Genomic DNA, 19,350 nt, shown 5'->3' on the forward strand with positions numbered 1-19,350 from the left:
CGTTCCGCTCCCCCGCTCAGGCGAGCGCCGACTCGGAGTCGGAGCCTTCGGGCAGGTACTCGTCGTAGCCGCGCTCCTCGAGTTCGTCGGCGAGCTCGGGGCCGCCGGTCTTGACGAAGTGGCCGTCGGCGAAGACGTGGACGATGTCAGGCTTGATGTACTTGAGGATGCGCGTGTAGTGCGTCACCATCAGGATGCCGAAGTCGTCGGCCGCCTTGGCGCGGTTGACTCCTTCGGAGACGATACGCAGCGCGTCGACGTCGAGGCCCGAGTCGGTCTCGTCGAGGATCGCGAACTTCGGCTTGAGCAGTTCGAGCTGGAGCACCTCGGCGCGCTTCTTCTCGCCGCCGGAGAAGCCTTCGTTGACCGAACGCGTCGCGAACTTCGGATCCATCTTCAGGCGCTTCATCGCCTCGGTGAGCTCCTTCGTCCACGTGCGGATCGCCGGCGCCTTGCCGTCGATCTCGGTCTTCGCGGTGCGCAGGAAGTTCGTCATCGACACGCCCGGCACCTCGACCGGGTACTGCATCGCAAGGAACAGGCCGGCCTTGGCTCGCTCGTCGGGGGTCATCGTCAGGATGTCCTCGCCGTCGAGCAGCACCTGCCCGGAGTCGACCTCGTACTTGGGGTGGCCGGCGAGCGTGTACGCGAGCGTCGACTTGCCCGAGCCGTTGGGTCCCATGATCGCGTGCGTCTCGCCGGAGTTGACGGTCAGGTTGACGCCGCGCAGGATCTGCTTGCGGCCCTCCTTCGTCTCGACCGATGCGTACAGGTCCTTGATTTCGAGCGTGGACATTACTTCTCCTCCAATGCGTGTTGCGTGTCTTCGTCTTCACCGCGCGCCAGACGGCGGTCGATCGCGTCCATCAGATGGGCCGCGAGTTCGTCGATGCCGATCTCCTCGACGAGTTCGCCGAAGAAGCCGCGCACGACAAGCTTGCGCGCCTGACGTTCCGGGATGCCGCGCGAGCGCAGGTAGAACAGCTCCTCGTCATCGAAGCGGCCCACGGAGCTCGCGTGGCCGGCGCCGATGATGTTGCCGTTCTCGATCTCGAGGTTCGGCTCGGAGTCGGCGATCGCGCCCGGCGTAAGCACGAGGTTGCGGTTGAGCTCGTAGGAGTCGGTACCCGGCGCCGTCGGTTCGATGAGCGCGTTGCCGACCCATGTCGAATGCGCGCCCTTGCCGCTGAGCGCGCCCTTGTAGACGACGCGCGAACGGCATTCGGGATGGTTGTGCACGACCATCGTGCGATGCTCGATGTGTTCGCCGGGGTCGACGAAGTAGATGCCGAGCATGTTGAGGTCACCGTGTTCGCCGCCGAACTCCTGGTCCATGCGGATGCGCACGAAGGCGCCGCCGAGCGTGACGACCGAGTGGCGCAGCGACGATTCGGCGCCCAGCCGGATGCGGTGGTTCGCCACATGCTTCGAGTCGGCGGACCACTCCTGGATGAAGGTCGTGCCGATGTGCGCGTCGCGTCCGGTGACGATCTCGACGCCTTCGGCCAGCCGCGCGTCGCCGTCGTGTTCAACGACGACGTCGCCGTGCACCTGGTCGCGCGCGACGATGACGAGGTGCAGCGCGTCGGGGTCGAGCCCCTCGCCGTGCACCTGCACGAGCACCGGATGCGCCGGCTCGCGCTTGAGTTCGACGACCCATGCCCTCCTCGCGCTGTTCCATTCGACGGCCGCGGCGCGGTCGGACGGCTTGCCGACGGTGCCGCACGGCGCCTCGCCGATCGCGACCTCGCGCACGTCCACGTCGTCATCGTCCAGCGGCGAGCCGTCGATGTAACCCACCGAGATGCGCGTGGCGCCGCTCGGCTCGAAGGGTTCGAAGAACTCGGGGATGCGTTCGACCGGAGTGAAGCGCCAGTCGTCCTGCTTGCGCGTCGGCGTGGCGAAGTCGGCCACGTCGAAGGAGCGCGGGCTCGTGTCGGCGCTCGACGGCATCGCCGCCGGCACCGCGTACGGATCATCGGGATCCGCGACCGGGATGTTGATTTCCGCGTTGTCTGCCATCGGTCAGCCCACCGATCCTTCCATCTGCAGTTCGACGAGTCTGTTGAGTTCGAGCGCGTATTCCATCGGCAGCTCGCGGCTGATCGGCTCGACGAAGCCGCGCACGATCATCGCCATCGCCTCCTTCTCCTCGATGCCGCGGCTCATCAGATAGAAGAGCTGGTCCTCGGAGACCTTCGAGACGGTCGCCTCGTGCGCCATCGAGACGTCGTCCTCGCGCACGTCCACATGCGGGTACGTGTCGGAGCGCGAGAAGTCGTCGACGAGCAGTGCGTCGCACACGACGTTCGAGCTGGCGCCCTCGGCGCCGTCGACGATCTTCACCAGTCCGCGGTAGGCGGAGCGTCCGCCGCCGCGCGAGATCGACTTCGCGACGATCGTCGAGCTCGTGTGCGGCGCCAGATGGATCATCTTCGCGCCGGTGTCCTGATACTGCCCGGCGCCGGCGAAGCCGAGCGACATCGTCGAGGCGTTCGCGTACGGCTCGGCGAGGATGCACGCCGGGTACTTCATCGTCGCCTTCGAGCCGATGTTGCCGTCGACCCATTCCATCGTCGCGCCCTCGCGCACGTAGGCGCGCTGCGTGACGAGGTTGTAGACGTTGTTCGACCAGTTCTGCACCGTCGTGTAGCGCACGCGCGCGTTCTTCTCGACGATGATCTCGACGATGGCCGCGTGCAGCGAGTCGGTCGAGTAGATCGGCGCCGTGCAGCCCTCGACGTAGTGCACGTAGGAGCCTTCGTCGGCGATGATGAGCGTGCGCTCGAACTGGCCCATGTTCGGCGTGTTGATGCGGAAGTAGGCCTGCAGCGGGATGTCGACGTGCACGCCCTTGGGCACGTAGACGAACGAGCCTCCGGACCATGCGGCCGTGTTGAGCGCGCCGAACTTGTTGTCCTCCGGCGGCACGACGGTGCCGAAGTACTTCCTGACCAGATCGGGGTATTCACGCACCGCGGTGTCGGTGTCCACGAAGATGACGCCCTGCTTGGCCAGATCCTCCTGAATAGAGTTGTAGATGACCTCGGACTCGTACTGCGCGGCGACGCCGGAGACGAGACGGCTCTTCTCGGCCTCGGGGATGCCGAGACGGTCGTAGGTCTCGCGAATGTCGTCGGGCAGGTCCTCCCAGCGGGCCGCCTGCTTGCCGACGGGCTTGACGTAGTATTTGAAATCCTGCGCGTGGAAGCCGGACAGGTCGACGCCCCACTTGGGCATCGGCTGTTCGACGAACGCCCGGTAGCCGCGCAGGCGCATGTCGAGCATCCATTCGGGTTCGTGCTTGTCGGCCGAGATCTCGCGCACGACGTGCTCGTCGATGCCCTTCCTCGCCGCCTCGCCGGCCGCGTCGGAATCGTGCCAGCCGTACGAGTATTCGCCGAACTGACCGATGATCTCGTCATCCTGTCTTATCTTGTCCTCGTTGACGCGGCCGCGATCAGCCAGATACTGATTCATCTCCACGTCGGACGCTGCGTTGGGCATCTGATCGTCTGCCACAGGTCGCCGCCTCTCGTTCTTCTTGGTTGTTCCGCATTACATGGTAACGGACAGTGTATGGACACGCCAGAGCGTTTCGCGGCCGCCGCATGCCGCATCCGCCGCGCACCGCGACGTCCACGAAAACGGCGGCAGGCCGGAACCCTGTGGGGTCCCGGCCTGCGATGCGCGTGGGGCCGCGAAGAGCAGCCTACTGTTGGACGTGCACGGTGACGCCGTGGTCGGCGCCCTGCACGGCGAAGTCGTAGAACCATTCGGCGGCGTCCCAGCCGATGCCCACGCAGCCGTGCGACGTATTCGCGCCCATCGCGGCGATCTGCGCGTCGGTGTACGGCGTCTCGGTGGCGATGCGGTGAATCGCGCAGCCGGTCTTCGAGAAGTAGTTGACGAAGCCGACGTCGGGCGCGTCCCACGTCTCCTTCGTGCCGTCAGCGAGCGTGAGCGTGCCGCTCATGTGCTGCGACGGGTACTTGAGCCAGACCTCGAAGTCGCCCAGCGGCGTGCATAGGTCGCCGCTCGGCTGGCATGCGCCAGTGGCGTAGTCGTTGCCCTGACCGGCGGACATGTTGAAGGCCTTGATCTGCTTGCCGTTCTCGTAGGCGTAGACCTTATGGTCGCTCAGGTCGACGACGACGTGGCGCTTCGTCTTCTTGACGACCATCGGATCGACCTCGCCATCCACCGTCACGTCGCCGTCGCCGGCGGCGAAGGCCTTGGCGGCCTGCTCGCCGATCCGCGCGTCGGCACCGTCCTTGATGCGCACGCCGTCATGGCCTTCCTTGAGGACGACGACGTCCTCGTCGTTGTTGTTGACGATGACCTCGCGGTCCTCCTTGGTCGTCGAGTAGTGCGGCTTGATGTCCTCGTCGTAGTGGCTCTGCAGCTTGTTCGCGTCGAAGACGACGACGCCGGCGCGCGTCTCGCCGTCCTTGAGCGTCGATTCCTCGTTCGGCTCGATGCGCGAGGCGTCGAGGATCGCCTCCGGCGAGAAGGTCGCGACCTTCTCGCCCGCGATCGCGACGCCGGCCTTGGCGTCGATGAGCCGGTTGAGCGCGTCCCTGGCCTGATCGGCCGTCGCGTCGGGCACGTTCGGCTCAATCGTGTCCATCGTCAGCGCCACCGTTTTCGCGCCGTGCGAGCCGAGCGACTCGATCGCGGCGACGGCCTCGTCGGCGACGGCCTTCGCGTCGGCGCCGGAGCCGTTCGCGCCGGCGACGGTCTCGACGTGCGTGCCGTCCTCGGTGAGCTTGAGTGTGGCATCGACCGGCTTCGCGCTGTTCGTGCCGAGCTTGGCGTCGAGCACGGTCGGATCGGTCTCGGGCGTGATCGTCGGGGCGACGTCGCGGCGCTCCCACGGCAGGTAGCGCGTCCAGAAGGCGCCGTCGCGCTTGGCGTCGACGGCCTGCTTCGCGATCGCGTCCGCGTCGACGTCGATGCCGAGGTCGGCCGCGTCAATCGTCGCCTGCGTGCCCTCATAGGTGACGGGCACCTGCACGGCGGCGACCTGGTCATCGATCATGCGCGCGATCTGCTGCTCGTTCTTGCCGGCGACGGAGTGCCCCCACAGCGTCGTGCCCGGCAGCGCGCGGTTCTGGAAATAGGCGTAGGTCCCGCCGCACGCAGCCGCGGCGAGCACGGCGACGCCGAGCACGACCCACGGCCATACGCGGCGGCGCTTGCCCGTCTCGGGATCCTGCTGCGCGATCGCCAGTTCGTCGACCTGCGGCGCCGGCGGCACTGCGGGATTCGCGCGGAAGCCGTCCCCATCCGCGCCCATGCCATGGTTTCCATTGGGAAAAGACATAGAGTTCCTTGTACGAAAAATACGATGATTCGCTTCGATAATAGGGGAAGGTCGTGAACATGGCGAGCTTCACGGCCGAATGATGACAAAACATCCACGTTTGGCGTATATCCGCCCGGCGCATCCACTGCCGACCGGCCGGTCCCCGCAGAAGATCGCATGCGGGAACCGGCCGGCAGAGTGCATGAAGTGCGCGGAGTAGGCGGAATGCGCGGCGCGCCCGGGATGCGCGGGCGCGCCGCGCATGCTCAGCGCTGCGCCTGATGGTCGAGCGCGGCCTTGACGAGGCCCGCGAACAGCGGATGCGGCTTCGTCGGGCGCGACTTGAACTCGGGGTGGGCCTGCGTCGAGACGTAGAACGGGTGCACGTCCTGCGGCAGCTCGACGAATTCGGTCAGCTCGCCGTCCGGGCTCTGGCCGGAGATGACGAGGCCGCCCTCGCGCAGCCGGTCCTTGTACGCGACGTTGACCTCGTAACGGTGGCGGTGGCGTTCGGTGACGTGGGTCGTGCCGTACAGGCGGGCGACGAGCGAATCCTCGAGCAGCTCCGCCGGGTACGAACCCAGACGCATCGTGTGGCCCATGTCGCCGTTGCCGGCGACGATGTCCTTCTGCTCCTCCATCGTCGCGATGACCGGGTTCGGGCAGTCCGGATCGAATTCGGTCGAGCCGGCGTCCTCGATGCCGAGCACGTCGCGCGCGTATTCGATGACCATCGACTGCAGGCCGAGGCACAGGCCGAGCACCGGCAGCTTGTGTTCGCGCGCGTAGCGCAGCGCGCCGATCTTGCCGTCGATGCCGCGGATGCCGAAGCCGCCGGGGATGACGATGCCGTCCATCTGGTCGAGCGCCGCGGCGGCGCCCTCCTCGGTCTCGCAGCGGTCGGCCGCGACCCACTTGACGTTGACCTTCGCCCAGTTGGCGAAGCCGCCGGCCTTGATGGCCTCGGTCACCGACAGGTAGGCGTCCGGCAAGTCGATGTACTTGCCGACGATCGCGATGCTGACCTCGTGCTTGGGATGGTGCACGCGCTCGAGCAGGTCCTCCCACTCGTCCCAGTCGACGTCGTGGAACGGCAGGCCGAGCTCGCGCACGACGTAAGTGTCGAGGCCCTCGTCGAAGAGCACCTTCGGTACGTCGTAGATGCTCGCGGCGTCCACGCAGTTGACGACGCCCTCGGGGTCGACGTCGCACATCAGCGAGATCTTGTCCTTGATGCCCTGGTTGAGCGGACGGTCGCTGCGCAGCACGAGCGCGTCCGGCGTGATGCCGAGTTGGCGCAGCATCATGACCGAATGCTGCGTCGGCTTCGTCTTAAGTTCATGGGCGGCGGCGATGTACGGCACGAGCGAGACGTGGATGAACATGCAGTTCTCCGGCCCCAGTTCGCGGCGCACCTCGCGCGCGGCCTCGAGGAAGGGCTGCGATTCGATGTCGCCGACGGTGCCGCCGATCTCGGTGATGATGACATCGACGTCGTCCGACGCCTGCGCGCGCATGCGCGACTTGATCTCGTTGGTGATGTGCGGGATGACCTGCACGCACTGGCCGAGGTATTCGCCGGCTCGTTCCTTGCGCAGCACCTCCTGATAGATCTGGCCGGTCGTCACGTTCGCCTTCTGCGAGAGGAAGACGTCGAGGAAACGCTCGTAGTGGCCGATGTCAAGATCGGTCTCGGCGCCGTCCTCGGTCACGTAGACCTCGCCGTGCTGGAACGGGTTCATCGTGCCCGGATCGACGTTGATGTACGGATCGAGCTTCTGCTGGAGGACGCGGATGCCGCGACTGCGCAGCAGGCGTCCGAGGGAGGATGCGGTCAGTCCCTTGCCGAGGGAGGACACGACGCCTCCGGTGACGAAGATGTGCTTGGTGACGTGTTCCTGAGCATTGCCATGTTGTCTTCTTGCCATGGGTCTTCATGGTATCGCCGCGTCGTGACATGCACAAGAAGGCGTTTCCGCTTCATCTCGCCTCGATGATCAGCTCGCTCGCCACGCCGTTGAGCTCGACGACGTTGGGCGAATCCTCGTCCACATGCACGCCCGCGCCCACGATCGTGCGCGTGCGCAGCCCGCGTGTGCGCACGGCGAGCGGACGGTCCTTCGGCACCGTGATGCGCGAGGTCGCGGACAGCTGGTTGACGTCGACGCGGCCGTCGAGCGACAGGCATGCGATGTCCATGTCGAGGTTGCAGTTCACCTCGACGTGCGCGTGCACGTCGTCGAGCGTGAGCCGCTGCGTGCGCACGTCGAGTTCGACGCCGGCGCAGTCGAGGCCGTGCACCTCCACCTCGTACGCCTTCGCCGCGCATTCCATCGTCGTGACGTAGCGCAGCGGCACCGACAGCACGACGGAGACGTCGTCCTTGGCGAGCGTCTCGCTGATGCCCGGGCCGCGGTTGACGACGACGTCGAGGCGTTTCGGGCGGTCGTCGATCGAGACCTTGAAATGCCGCGCGAGCGTCGCAACAGTATTCGACACGACGCGCACGCGCAGCTGTTCGCCGTCGTAGCCGCGGACCGTGCACGCGTAGAGCGACCCGCAGTCGATGTCGAAATGCTTGGCCTGCCCGATGTCGTAGTTCGTGACGCTTTCGTAGCGGTATTCGCCGGCGCCGCCGGCCTGGTCGATCGCGATGCCGAGCAGCGCGTCGACGCTGACGGCGAACACGTCGGAGAGCGCGACGAGGTTCTCGAGTTCGGGGCGGCCGGCGCCGCTCTCCCATTTGGAGATCGCCTGCCTGGAGACGCCGACGCGGTTCGCGAGCTGCTCCTGCGAGAGTCCCGACTGCCTGCGCAGGTCCTTGAGTTTTGTCGTGAAATCCATGGATGTCTTATTCCTTTTCTTGCATTGCCGTGGTGTTGGAGTGCATTGACGACATATATTGTTTTGTCTCGGCATGGGCGCGGCCGACGTCGCTCACCGGGTGATGAGCGCATAGAGCAACGTGGATTTGCCGGCGCCCGACGGTCCCATGATTGCCGTGACGTCGCCGCGGCGCATGTCCAGATCGAGGCCGTCGAGCATCTTCTGGTCGCCGCCGACGCCGGCGAAGGTCTGCGTCTGGCCCCCGGGCGCTGATGATCGTCGATCCGAGCATGCGCCCCCTCGGCTTCGGCGCGCCGCGGCTGCGCAGTGCGCTGCTGTGTCATCGTGGTTTCCCATCTGCTTGGCGGGAATGCCCTGATGGCGTTCCCACATCGACGGCTCCACGTTAGAGGGGCGGTGCGCGGCCGTTCCAGCAACGGACACCGGCACATGCGCCCGCGGACGCAACGATGCGTAGCATCGACGTCATTGCAACGTTTGCAACGCCTCGTTCATCATTGCGACGTCTCGTTCACCACTGCGGGGTCGACGGGTCGACGGCGCGCGACGCGGCCGGGTGCGTCCCTTTCGTCGCTCCCGCGTACAGCGCGACGGCCGAGGTCGGCGCAAGCGTCACCTGCACCTTGCCCTTGCGCACCTTCACGGTCTTCGAGCAGTCCTCGACGGCGTAGACGTCGCAGTACTCGCCGTCGGGCATCGTCGTGGCGAACTCGTGCGTGACCTCCTTTGCGCCGTTGTTGAACGCGACGAAGCCCTTGTCGCCGCGCGAGAACGCGAGCAGCGACGAGTCCGGCTCCTGCAGATCCTCGACCTTCATGCCGTGCACGTAGTTGTGGAACGCGATCATGCCGCGCGTCGGCGTCCAGCGCTGCTGGCAGTTCCAGTCGCCGCCGGCGGCCGCGCACGCCTCGTCGAAGTCGACGGCCGGCACCGACGTGTCGGTCGCGCCGGGAGCCCCGGCGTCGCGGTCGGCGAAACGGTAGTCGGAGAGCAGCCGCGGCGTGCCGTAGTCATAGGCGAGCAGGAACGCGTTCGCGAGCGCGTAGAGCGCGCCGTCCTTGTAGGTGATCGCCTGACCGGGGTTGCGCGCCGTGTCCCAGTTCGTCACGAAGACGTTCGCGTCCTTCGAGGCGATCGCGAACTTGTTGCGGCCGGTGTCGCCGAGGCGTTCGCCGAGGTCGGCGAGCGCCGAGACGTCGCCGCGCAGCGCCGAGTTGAGGTTGGAGACGTAGGCGAACTGCGTGACGGAGCCGGTGTTGAGGTAGTTGCGCGGCTGGATTCCGGACGCCTCCGCGGCGTTGCCGATGACCTCCTGGATCCAGTAGATGTCGTCTGGATCCTTGCCGACCTTCTCGGCCATCTGCGTTTTGACGGCCTGCATGTCCTCGGCGCTGATGTGCTTGACGGCGTCCATGCGGAATCCCTTGACGCCCATGTCGTAGAGCTTGGCGAGGTAGTCGGTCTGGATGTCGCGCACCTTGTCGCTGGACGTGTCGAAGTCCCACATGCCGCTCAGGCGCCCCTCCTGCACCTCCTGCTGGTCCATGTACCCGGAGATGCTCGCGCCGTGCTCCCAGTCGTGGAAGTCCTTCGCATCGACGCCCTGCGGGTACTGGTCGTGGCCGCCGGTGAAGGCCGGGTATGCGCCGGTCGTCGGATCGTACTTCGAGCCGGCCACGCCCTCCTTCCATCCGCCGTCGTGCGCGGCGCCGGTCGTCTGGTTGAGCACGACGTCGGCGACGATGCCGACGCCCGCGGCAGCGCACGTGTCGATCATGTCCTTGAATTCGGCTTCGGTGCCGAGTTTCGAATCGAGCCTGTAGCTCACCGGCTGGTAGCTCGTCCACCACTGCGTGCCCTGAATCGACTCCTGCGGCGGCGAGACCTCGACATAGGCGACGCCTTCCGGACCATAGGTGTTCGTGCATTCCTTCGCGATTGACGTCCACGGCTGCTGGAACGCGATGACCTCGACGTCGGTGCGTTTCGGCGTCGCCGTGCTGCCGGTGTCCTTTGCGCCGCACGCCGGCGCCGCCGCGACGACGAGCGCCGCGCATGCGCATGCCGCCGCCGTCCTGATCGAGGCCCCGCGCCTGTTCCCGTATGCCATGTCGACCGCCTTTCCTCCCGCCGTCGACCTCGACGACGTCGCACCCACTCTAGCGCATGGCCGTGCATGGCGCGTCACATCGCCGGCAGGCGGATGGATATCGATGGAAGGAGAAAAAAGATGATTGATGATCGATATAGAACATCGATACCAAAAAGAGGAGGAAACCCGCTGTGGGTTTCCTCCTCCCCTGTCATCCGCGCTTGTCATCCGCGCTGCGTCGTCATGCGCGCGTCATCGGCGTGCGGATGACGGCCGAATCAGTTACGCGTCGCGCGCTTTGAGGCGAGCAGCGTGACGCCGGCGAGCGCCAGAGCGGCGATCGCCGCAAGCGCCAGCGCGATCGACGAGCCGGTGCTCGCGATGTCCGCGGGGGTCGTCGTCGCGTCCGACGGCGTCTGTGCGCCGTCCGCCTCAGGCTTCACGGCAGGCGTGGCGTCCGGCTTGCCGGCGTCGCCGGGCTTGTCGGTGTCGCCGGGATCGTCGGTGTCGCCGGGATCGTTAGCGTCGCCGCCGTCGGCGCGTTCGAAGACGGCCTCCACGTAGACGGCTTCGCCCGGCATCGCGAAGGTACCGTCGGCGCCGACCTCGACGCCACCCTTCGTCACCTTCCAGCCGGCGAGTCGGTAGCCCTCGTCCGGCGTCGCGGTCAGCGTCACCGTCGTGCCGGGCGCGACATCCTGCATGCGGTCGGCGCTCGCGGTGCCGCCGATGCCGGCGGTGACGTGCACCGGGAACATCGTGTTCGCCACGCGCCACAGCTGGGTGCCGTAGAACGGGTTGGCGGTGCCGATGAGCATATGGTCATCGGTGTTCACGAAGATGCGCAGGCCGTGGTTGAAGGGGTCGCCGAAGCCGTCGTCGGCGACGGTCGTCACGTTGACGCCGCCGTCGGCCTGTTCGCTGATCTCGAAGAGGTTGAAGCCGCGCTTCGATTTGGCCAGATACGGCAGCGACTTGAAGAAGGCCTTGAGGTTGTTGACGCTGAGCAGCTTGACGAGCGTCTCGTAGATCTTCTTGAGGTTCTCAGGCATCTGCGGCGCGGCGGCGAGCAGCTGCTCGGTCTCCTCGTACATCTCGGCGAAGTCCTCAGAGGCCTTCTCGTCGAGCTGCGTGCCGAGCACGGTGAGCAGGTCGTTCGCCTGCAGCATGCGGGCGGCGGACTCCTCGTCGTTCAGGCTGCCGGGGACGATCGAGCCGTCGTTGATGCCGTCGACGAGCGCCTTGCGCTGCGCGTCGCTCAGCGTGACGTGCTGCGCCTCCTCGTCGGCGTCGTCCATGTCGGCGAGCGTCGCGGCGTTCAGGCGCGCGTCGGCGGCCTTGACCGCCCAGTCGACGAGTGCGTCGGCGTCGTCGGAGCGCGGACGGTCGTCGTTCTGCGCAGTGTCGCCGTCCTCGGACGCAAGCGTCGCAGCGGACGCCGTGTCGCGGTTGAGGATGAGCTCGACGAAGGTGCGCAGGTAGTGGACGGTGTTGTTCCAGTCCTTCTCGCTCATGTTGAGGATGTCGCCGTTCGTGAACTGCGCGATCGGCTCGAGCAGCGTCGTCGTGTTCATCGTCGACAGGTACATCTTGCCCTCGTGCACGGTCGTCTGCCACGTGTACTGGTTCATGTGGTTGCCGTATCCAGAGCCCAGGCCCGTTGTGCCGCCGTCGGGGAAGGTCTCGTTCGGGTCGCCGACGAGCATTTCGACGTTTTCGTCGGCGTCCATGCGGTACAGGTTGATCGACTGTTCGAGGTTCGTCGCCTGCGTCACGAAGTTCATGCGCAGCGCGAAGCCCTGCAGCGCGCTCGAGACGTCGTTGTAGTCGCCGATGTACAGGTGGTCGTTGTAGATCTGCAGCGTGCACGCGCCGGCGCTCACGCGGCTCGCGTCGAGGCCGAAGGTGTACTTCGCGCCCTTCGACTTGTCACCGACGAGCGGACGCCACGTCCAGTCGGCCTTCTCGGTCGGGTCGCCGGAGTTCTCACCGACGTAGATCGCGAAGGAGCGCACGGTGCCGGTCTGCTCGTTGCGCGTCTCGACACTGCCGGTGCACACGACGACGTACAGCTTGCCGTTGAACTCGAGCACCTGATAGATGCCGCCGCCTCCGTTGACGTCGGAGCGGTGGATCGCCGGCAGGCCGTCGAAGCTGGCCATGTCGGCGATGACCTTGTAGGAGCCGGGCTCCGAAGGCGTGTTTGACGCGACGAGGTAGGCCGCGCCCTTGCCGTCGGCGGTCGGCTTCAGGTCGCCGGCGATGAGCGTGTCCTTGAACGAGCCGATCGCACGCGTCGACGTGAACACGTTCTGCTTGACAAGTTCGCGGAAACCGGCGGCGTCGACGCTGTCGTAGACCTTCGTCAGCTTGTCGCCGTTGGCCGGGTCGACCTCGTAGATGCACGGGAAGCCGTTCTGCATCGCCATCGCCGTGCCGATCTCCTGGGCGGTCAGGTCCTTGTTGTTCGTGTCCATGACCATGCCCTCGAAGTACAGCTTGCCGTTCATCTTGAACGCGCTGCGGAAGGTCGGGATGACGCCCTTGCCGCCTTCGATGCCTTCGGACTGGGACATGAGGATCTGCGTCTCGCCGGTCTTCACGTTGAATTTGAACAGCGTGCCGCCGGCGCTCTTGCCGTCCGGCTCGCCGAGGTACATGTTGCCGGCGTAGAGCGTCTGGATGAGCGCGGTCGCCTCCTCGACGCTCATGCCCATGTTGGCCGACAGGCTGCCCTTGAGGATCGCCTGGACGCCGAGGCCGCCGTACATCGTGCCGATGTAGACCCAGTCGCCGACCGATTCGGCGGCGTAGCTGTAGGACTGACCGCGGTCGCCCTGACCCTTGTCCTTGGCCGAGATCGCACCGTTGCCAACGTAGTCGACGACGCCGTCGGCCGTCTCGAGGCCGTTTTCGGGATGGCTGACCTTCTGGAAGGCCATGCCGTTGCCGGCCGTGTAGACGTTCGTGATGTGTCCATCGAGATCGGTCTCCTGCGCGCCGGCGGGGCCGACGAGCGCGCCGATGAGCACGGCGCATGCCGAGACCGCGCCAATGGCGGCGCGTAGTTTGGTGGTCATTGTTCTCCTCGAAGTTCGCTCGTTGGGGGAAAAGGACGGCGCGGGTGATTGCGCCTACGGCGAACAAGCATAGCATGCCGGGATGCATCCGCAGGCCCTATTCACGCAACGTTTGCTTCCTTGCCACGCAACGTGCCCTCGATGCCACGGGGCGTGTCCGGTGCATGGCCGTGCACGACGGGCGCATACGCGAAAGCGGGCAGACGGACCCGAAGGTCAGTCTGCCCGCTTTTGGTTGCCGTGACGCCGTTCAGGAGGACGACGTCATGTCAGCGTCCGACGCTCAGTGCGAGCGGCGCTCGCGGTTCACCACGAGCAGCACCGCGGCCGCGATGATTGCGACCACCGCGACGACGATGACGATGGCGACCGAGGAACCGGTCGAAGCCATGTCGCTCACCGTGCCGGCGGCGTTCGTGGAGCCCGTGTCCACATGGTCGTTCGCGCCCGGCTGTCCCGGCTTGCCCGTGTTGCCCGGATTGCCCGGCTGGTCCGGGTTGTCCGGGTTGTCCGGCTCGACCGGGTCGACGAGCGCCGACTCGGGGCCGAGCACGAGCGCGCTGTTGGCCGGCACGACGACCGAGTCGCCGTCATGCACGGCGATCTTCGCGCCGGCGACCGACGCGTCGACGCCCTGCACGGCCTCGTCGGCCTGCGCCGCGGCCTCGGGGGCGTGGCGGTAGGTGCGGCCGTTCGAGACGAGCACGCCGTAGTCGCCGGAGGTGACTCCCGGCAGCGCGACCGCGTCGGCGTTGTTGTTGAGCGCGACGACGTAGGTGCCGCTGTCGTCGGAGATCTCGTAGGCCACGACGCCATCGGCGGACTTGAGGACCTTCGAGTTCCTGCCGATCGCGTCGTAGTCGCCGATGCGGAACGCGGCGGTCTTTTTGCGCAGCGCGATGAGGTCGGCCACATACTGGGCGTTGTCGCCGTAGGCGGCGTCGTTCATGCGGTCCCAGTCGAGCGCGTTCTTCGTGGCGGCGTTCTTGTAGCTGTTGCCATCGCCGTCCTTCGAACGCAGGAACTCCTGGCCCAGCTGGATCTCGGAGATGCCGTTGGCAAGGAAGATCGACGAGTTCGCGAGCTTCGAGGCGGCCACCTTCTGCGCGACCTGACCCTCGTCGAGTCCGTCGTCGGTCTTGGCGCCGAACATCGAGACGTTGAGCTTGTCGTTGAGCGTCAGGTTGTCGTGGATTTCGACGTAGTTGACGATCTGGTTCGCGTTGTCGTACTTGACGTTGGCGTTGCCGTTCGTGCAGTACGCACCGTCGAACTCCTCGCCGTTGCGGCAGCCGAGCATGTTGTTGAGGATCAGCTGCTCGGTGTTCGCCTTGCCGGTCGCGAAGCCGGTGTCCTCGTCGGAGAACACGGAGCCCTTGAGCCCGTCGCGGATCGAGTCGTTGAAGAACGCGACCGTCGAGTTGTGGGTGTCGAGCTCGTAGGCGTTCGGCTGGATCGACATGAGGGACTTGTCCATCGTCGTATTCATGTCCCAGCCCTCGCCGACGATGACGATCGACGGGTCGATCGCGTCGAGCGCGGCGCGCACGGCCTTCATCGTGTCGAGGTCGTGCAGGCCCATGAGGTCGAAGCGGAAGCCGTCCATGTTGTATTCCTTCGCCCAGTAGGTGACGGAATCGACGATGTACTTGCGCATCATCGCACGTTCGGACGCCGTGTCGTTGCCGCAGCCGGAGTTGGAGACGAGCGAGCCGTTCTGGTAGCGGAAGTAGTATCCCGGCACCGTCAGGTTGAACGGGTTCGTGTTGACGTCGCCGACGTGGTTGTAGACGACGTCCATGATCACGCGAAGGCCGTTCTTATGCAGCCCGTTGACCATCTCCTTGGCTTCGACGATGCGCGCCTTCGGATCGGCGGCGTTCGACGAGTAGGAGCCTTCCGGAACGTTGTAGTTCTCCGGATCGTAGCCCCAGTTGTAGTTGTTGTCGTCGGTCGGCTTCGTCTCGTCGACGCTCAGATAGTCGTACATCGGCTGGATCTGCACGTGCGTGACGCCGAGCTCCTTGAGGTAGTCGACGCCGGTCGCCTTGCCCTCGGAGTTCTTCGTGCCGTTCTCGATCATGCCGAGGTACTTGCCGCGGTTGGCCTCCGAGACGCCGGAGTTGGCGTTGCTCGAGAAGTCATGCACATGGGTTTCGGCGATGACCGCGTCGGTGTTCTTCGAGAACGGGGCCATGCGGTCGGAGCCTTCGACCTTCGTCTGCTCGTCGGAGAGCACGACGGAGCGGCGGCCGTTGATGACCGAGGCGCGCGCGTACGGATCCGGCGAGTCGTTCTTCGTGCCGTCGGCGAAGGAGACGCGGTAGACGTAGGCGGTGCCCGGCGCGACCGTTTCGGTCACGGACCACACGCCACGCTCGCCGCGCTTCATCGCGACCGTCTTGTCCTCGGCCGCGTCGGCAGTGTCGGAGGCCTTGAACGTGACGAGCTCGACCTTGGCCGCGGTCGGCGCCCACAGCTTGAACGTGGAGCCGGCGTCGTTATAGGTCGCGCCGAGGTCGTCGCCGTCATAGGCGTATTCCTTGTCGAATTCGTCGGTGCGCACGACCGAGCCGGCGACGGCGTCGGCGGAGCCGAAGCCTTCGATCTCGACTGTGTACTTCGCGGTCAGGTCGAGGTCGTCCTTGAGCGTGATCGTGACGGTCGTGCCGTCGGCCTTCACGTCGGCGACCGCGACGGCGTTGCCGTCGGCGTCGGTGACCTTGACGTCCGAAGCCTTGACGTCGGCCGGCTTCGTCAGCTTCGCGTCGATCGCGTTCTTCTGCGCGATCTCGGCGGTGGAGATGCGGGCGCCGAGCGCCGGACGCGCCGTGTAGACGATCGGGTCGTCCTGCATGAGCCACACTTCGGCCTTCGCGGTGCCGTCTGCGGAGAAGACGAGCGCGTCGGCGCTCATCTTGATGTCGCCGTCGGAGCCGTCCTTCTTCTTCCACTCGTCGACGCCGTAGCGGCGCAGCAGACCGAAGTCCGAATCGCCGTTCGTTGCCTGGTAGGTGTAGTTCGAGAAGGAGGCCGTGGCGAGCTCGCCCCAGTCGTCATGCTGCGTGAACTTCGAGGCGAAGCCGTTGCTGTTCGAGTTCCACATCCACAGATCCCACTGCGGAATCTTCGTCTCGGTGTCGGCGGCGTTGAAGTACAGGCCGTCGTTGCGCATGTAGTGGACGGTGACGTCGACCTTGTCGGCCTTGCACTTGTAGTCGGCCGGCGCTTCGGCGAGCGTCGTGTCCGCGTCGCCGGTGCCGTCGATCCACACCTCGGCGGTGCCGGTCTTGGACACGACGGCCTTGCGGTCGCCGCCGAACTTGTTCCAGTCCTCGGTCGTGATGATGAAGCCGAGGTCCTCGAACTTGCCGTCGAAGGTGAGGTCCGCGACCTTGCCGTAGCAGTCCTCGCCGGTGAACGGATGATTCACGGCCGTCATGTCGGCGCCGGTGGTGTCCTTGCCCCAGACGTAGACGCCGCGGTTCGCGGTGGCCTCATCGGCCGCCGGCTTGTAGTGCACGACGAGACGGGTCTGCGCGCCGATCGCCTCCGGGTTGCCCACGCTGAGCGCGCCGTTCTCGACGCCGACCTGCGTGATGCCCTTGGCGATCAGGTAGTTGGAGCCGTTGTTGCTGTCCCAGTCGCTACCGCCGTCGTTGAAGCAGATCTGGTGCTCCTCGCCCTTGGTGTCGATCGTCTTCTTGTAGTAGCCCTGCGCGTCCGGTCCTTCCATCTCCTCGCCGGGGGCGGCCGTCCAGTCGCTGCCGGCGCCGTGGTGCACGAAGACCTTGTCCCACTTCTTGGTCGGCTTGTACCAGACGGTCGTCGTCTGGTCGTCCGGCTTGACGGTGGTGTCCGGGATCACGACGTCCGGGGTGCTCGGATCGACGGCCACGTCGGAGGCCGGGTGCGTCGCCTTCGTGGCGCCGCCGTAGATCGCGACGGCCTGCATCGCCGGCACCGTCGTCTTGACCTTGCCGCCGGAGACGGTGACCGTCTTCGAGCAGTCCTGCACGGCGTAGACGTCGCAGTACTCGCCGTCGGGCATCGAGGTCGCGTATTCGGCCTCCTTGTCCTCGGTCGAGTTGTTGATCGCGACGAAGCCCTTGTCACCGCGCGAGAACGCGATGTTGTTGGCGCCGTCGTCCTGCCAATCGGAGACCGACGTGCCGTCGACGTAGTTGTGGAAGGCGATCATGCCGCGCGTCGTCGTCCAACGCTGCTGGCAGTTCCAGTCGCCGTCCTTCGTCGAGCACGCCTGGTCGAAGTCGACGTCCGGCACCGAGGTCTCGGTCGCGCCAGGGGCGCCGGCGGCGTTGTCGTCGTACTTGTAGTCGGAGAGCAGACGTGGCGTGCCGTAGTCATAGGCGAGCATGAATGCGTTCGCGAGCGCGTACATCGAATCGTTCTTGTACGTGATCGCACCGTCGTTGCGAGCGGTGTCCCAGTTCGTCACGAAGACGTTCGCGTCCTTGGACGCAATCGCGTTCGGATTCGACGACAGGTCGCCGATGCGCGCCGAGAGGTCCTTGAGTTCGGCGATCTTGCCCTTGAACTTCGCGTTGAGGTCCGACTTGTAGTCGAACTGCGTCACGGTGCCGGTCTCCAGGTAATTGCGCGGCTGGATGCCGGGCGCTTCGCTCGCATTGCCGATGACTTCCTGGATCCAGTAGATGTCGTTGGCGTTCTTGCCAACCTTCGTGGCCATCTGGTCCTTGATGGCCTTCATGTCCTCGTTGTTGATGTGCTTGACCGCGTCCATGCGGAAGCCCTGCACGCCCATCTTGTAGAGCTTGGCGAGGTAGTCGGACTGGATGTCCTGCACCTTGGCCGACGACGTGTCGAAGTCCCACATCGAGTTCAGGCGGCCTTCCTGCACCTCCTGCTGGTTCGTGTAATCGGAGACGCTTGCGCCGTTGTTGTAGTCATGGAAGTCGGCGGCGGTCACACCTTGCGGATATTGGCCGTTTTCGCCGGTGAAGCCCGGATAGTCGCCGGTCAAGCCGTTGTACTTTGTGCCCGCCACACCGGTCTGCTCGCCTGCAGCGACATCCAAACCGGTCGTCTGGTTGAGCACGACGTCGGCGATGATGCCGACGCCCGCCGCGTCGCAGGTCTCGATCATGTCCTGGAACTCGGCTTCGGTGCCGAGCTTCGAATCGAGCCTGTAGCTGACCGGCTGGTAGCTCGTCCACCACTGCGTGCCCTGGATCGATTCCTGCGGCGGCGAGACCTCGACGTATTTGACGCCCTGCGGCCCGTAGGTGTTCGTGCATTCCTTCGCGATCGACTTCCAGGTCTGCTGGAACGCGATGACCTGCACATCGGTCGCGGCGGGAAGCGCCGTGCTTCCCGTGTCGGCAGGCGCGGCGTTGGCCGCCATCGGCACCGTGAGCAACGCACCCGAGCAGGCCATAGCGAAAGCCACGCCCATCCCGGTCGTGCGGCGCATCGCAGTGCGGAACTGCTGATTCACCATATGTTGTCCATTCCCTTTTTCTCTAACCGGCCGGGTTCGTCGGCGACATCGGGATGCCGACCGTCTCACCTGTCCGGTTTGCCAATGCATGCAGACCTCGCTTGCATATCATGCAAGGATTTCCGAGGCATTCGTCAACGAATGATGCATACGTTTGCAACGAAATCACCCTTCATGATACCTCAGCTGTAAGCAAAAATCCACCGGAACGCGCCTACGTGGACAACCCACGTCCATAGCCGCCCCCCCACCGTGAGACCCAACGACCTGTACCGCAAGTCCCCACCGCAATCTCGTCATGCCGGCGATGCCCTCCAGCGATCGGGCGACCGGTGCAGATACGACGGCGGCCCCGGAACCGCAATCGGTTCCCGGCCCCCCCTCGTATTGCCGATACAGTCAGAGCCCGCTCAGCCCTTCGTCAGTTCGGCGACGGCCTCGAGCGCGAGCTTGTAGCCGAGGAAGCCGAGGCCGGTGATCGTGCCGGTGGCCACCGGGCTGATCACCGAACGCTTGCGAAACTCGTCGCGCGCCGCCGGGT

11 protein-coding genes are annotated in these 19,350 nt (G+C 65.7%); all 11 read right to left on the bottom strand.

Annotation, left to right across the window (positions count from 1 at the left end; all coding sequences use genetic code 11):
• Window positions 1-16 precede the first annotated feature (16 nt).
• Window positions 17-796, bottom strand: coding sequence for a Fe-S cluster assembly ATPase SufC (gene sufC, locus G606_RS0107200; RefSeq protein WP_024541386.1), 780 nt, complete (start codon window positions 794-796; stop codon window positions 17-19).
• Window positions 796-2,022, bottom strand: coding sequence for a Fe-S cluster assembly protein SufD (gene sufD, locus G606_RS0107205; RefSeq protein ID WP_026645399.1), 1,227 nt, complete (start codon window positions 2,020-2,022; stop codon window positions 796-798). The genes sufC and sufD overlap by 1 nt, the downstream gene beginning before the upstream one ends.
• Window positions 2,023-2,025: 3 nt before the next feature.
• Window positions 2,026-3,507, bottom strand: a complete 1,482-nt coding sequence (gene sufB / locus G606_RS0107210) for a Fe-S cluster assembly protein SufB (RefSeq protein ID WP_231371453.1) — start codon at window positions 3,505-3,507, stop codon at window positions 2,026-2,028.
• A 205-nt stretch (window positions 3,508-3,712) separates the two neighbouring features.
• Window positions 3,713-5,326 (bottom strand): L,D-transpeptidase, encoded by a 1,614-nt coding sequence (locus G606_RS0107215; protein WP_051198670.1) that lies wholly within the window; start codon window positions 5,324-5,326, stop codon window positions 3,713-3,715.
• Window positions 5,327-5,574: 248 nt separating this feature from the next.
• On the bottom strand, window positions 5,575-7,236 hold the full coding sequence (locus G606_RS0107220; RefSeq protein ID WP_026645402.1) for a CTP synthase: 1,662 nt from the start codon (window positions 7,234-7,236) through the stop codon (window positions 5,575-5,577).
• 52 nt (window positions 7,237-7,288) lie between these two features.
• Window positions 7,289-8,152 carry a helix-turn-helix domain-containing protein gene (locus G606_RS0107225; protein WP_024541391.1) on the bottom strand — a complete coding sequence of 288 codons (864 nt, stop codon included), beginning with the start codon at window positions 8,150-8,152 and terminating at the stop codon, window positions 7,289-7,291.
• Between the two features lie 93 nt (window positions 8,153-8,245).
• A complete protein-coding gene (locus G606_RS0107230; RefSeq protein ID WP_026645403.1) occupies window positions 8,246-8,527 on the bottom strand; it encodes an ATP-binding cassette domain-containing protein in 282 nt (93 codons plus the stop codon).
• Between the two features lie 139 nt (window positions 8,528-8,666).
• Window positions 8,667-10,265: an alpha-amylase gene (locus G606_RS0107235; protein WP_024541392.1), complete on the bottom strand. Its 1,599-nt coding sequence runs from the start codon at window positions 10,263-10,265 to the stop codon at window positions 8,667-8,669.
• Between the two features lie 260 nt (window positions 10,266-10,525).
• Window positions 10,526-13,327 (bottom strand): InlB B-repeat-containing protein, encoded by a 2,802-nt coding sequence (locus tag G606_RS0107240; RefSeq protein WP_026645404.1) that lies wholly within the window; start codon window positions 13,325-13,327, stop codon window positions 10,526-10,528.
• A gap of 283 nt (window positions 13,328-13,610) precedes the next feature.
• Window positions 13,611-18,809: a type I pullulanase gene (gene pulA / locus G606_RS0107245; protein WP_026645405.1), complete on the bottom strand. Its 5,199-nt coding sequence runs from the start codon at window positions 18,807-18,809 to the stop codon at window positions 13,611-13,613.
• 410 nt (window positions 18,810-19,219) lie between these two features.
• The coding region (locus G606_RS10220) for a type II 3-dehydroquinate dehydratase (RefSeq protein WP_034523902.1) at window positions 19,220-19,350 on the bottom strand (131 nt) is incomplete at its 5' end.

The sequence above is a fragment of the Bifidobacterium sp. AGR2158 genome (assembly GCF_000424225.1).
Lineage (GTDB): Bacteria > Actinomycetota > Actinomycetes > Actinomycetales > Bifidobacteriaceae > Bifidobacterium > Bifidobacterium anseris.